The sequence below is a fragment of the Listeria grandensis genome (assembly GCF_014322885.1).
Lineage (GTDB): Bacteria > Bacillota > Bacilli > Lactobacillales > Listeriaceae > Listeria_A > Listeria_A grandensis.
Genome location: NZ_JAASUG010000028.1, coordinates 1 through 1,745 on the forward strand (window position 1 = coordinate 1; position 1,745 = coordinate 1,745).

The window sequence follows — 1,745 nt, forward strand, 5'->3', positions numbered from 1 at the left end:
AACATACAGTCTTTACGTGAATGATGTACCAGCATTAAAACAATCTGGAACAGAATATGAGCTACGCGCACTGAACGGTAGTGGCAGAGTACTTTATACAACAACAGCAAAAACTAAATAAGCTAGTCTAGTTATAGGCATATGAAAAAAGCACGTCTCCCTAGTTTTGGCGGAGACGTGCTTTTTAGCTCGTAAAAATATATCCCATGTCAATTTAAAATACCAGAAATTAATGGATCGATTGAAAAATCGGTTCCGGCCTCTGGCAATGGAGCTACCGCTTCCACTGTCACCTTTTCGCCCGCTGCAAATATTAAGTTTTAGTATAATATCTCATTCCTTATTATATTCTTACTCTTTTCTATTAAACCTTTTGTTGGGGTACACAGCGACTATGTTATCCTATATATCACGCGAGATGTGCCACTTAGTTTAGAAAGTTTACGTCAACTAAATATAAAGATGACAAATGATAACTTTATTAAAATAAGATTTTTTATTCAGAGTATTACAGAATGTCTGGTTTTATTCGAGATGCATGTTTTACCTTAATAAAGTAAGTGAAAAAAGCCAAAAGTTCACAGAATTGTCATGAAAAAAAACAGAAATAAACAAAGCTAAAAAAAAACTGATAATTAGACTTGTTACCCTTATCTAGAGGGAGGTGAGTAAAGAAGAAATAGGCAAAGCAATATTGGAAAAATAGTAAAGGCAAAAAGCACTTTGCTAGCAAGATATAAATTTCAGAAAATGAAAGAAGGTTATTGAAAAATTATGAATAAAAAACAAATGAAAAAATTGGTAAGTACCTTGACAATAGCATCGATTTTAGGAACAAGTATCGCAACACCATTGAATCTGATGTCGACAGAAGCGTTTGCAAGTGAGACGCGCGCGACTAGTTATGACACATCCAACCTTTTTAAGCTTACAGGCCTTACAGACAGCAACACAGACGGTACATTTAGATACGCTAATCTTGGTTTTTACGTCACTGGCACCACTACTCTTGCTCTAACTCGATGGAGTGCTGATAGTCCTTGGGGGAAAATTGGCGGTGACAGTGAGAGACTTGGTGTGGTGCTGGGTAATGATGGCGCGAAAAATATCGGTCTTTCTTTTCACAAAGCAGGTGTAGGTGCTAAAGAAATCACTGCAAGGTCCCCTATCTACACAAAAGCAGGTAAAAAATATTATATCTCCTATGATATACTCGATTCTCAGTCGGCGGAAACGACGGAAAAAGCTGGGGATCATAAAGCGGTAGTAAGGATGAAGGACCTATACAGTGGAGCTAATTTAAACGAAAAGTCCCACTATTTTGCTAATGCTGCTGGAAAAAGGACGGAGGAATCGGGTAGTTTTACTTTTACGGCAGTAGCTACTTATACGGATCTCCAATTTGAATACTCAACAACAAGAACAACTAAGGATGAAAATAACAATCAAGCATGGTTGACAAACGTTCAAATACGTGAAGATTTCTCAGATCAAGCACAAGATATGTTTGATAATCTTTTCACAACATCAGATCATACAACTTTGAAAAGTGGCGTGACGCAAGCAGATTTTGATGAAGTACAAGATATCATTAATGCTGTAGTTGTTCCTGAGAATAAAACGGAGTTACAAGATGGTCTAGACAAAGCCCAAAGCTTACTAGATGCTAAAAATGAGGCAGCGGCAGAACAAGCGAAACAAACAGCAGCGAAACAAGCAGTGGATGCATTATTTAACAATGATAC

1 protein-coding gene is annotated in these 1,745 nt (G+C 37.2%); it reads left to right on the forward strand.

Features of this window, described 5'->3' with window-relative positions; translation table 11 throughout:
• Positions 1–774: 774 nt before the first annotated feature.
• Positions 775–1,745 (forward strand): toxin Cry1Ac domain D-VI-related protein (locus HCJ54_RS15245; protein WP_187138257.1); only part of this gene is annotated, 971 nt, incomplete at its 3' end.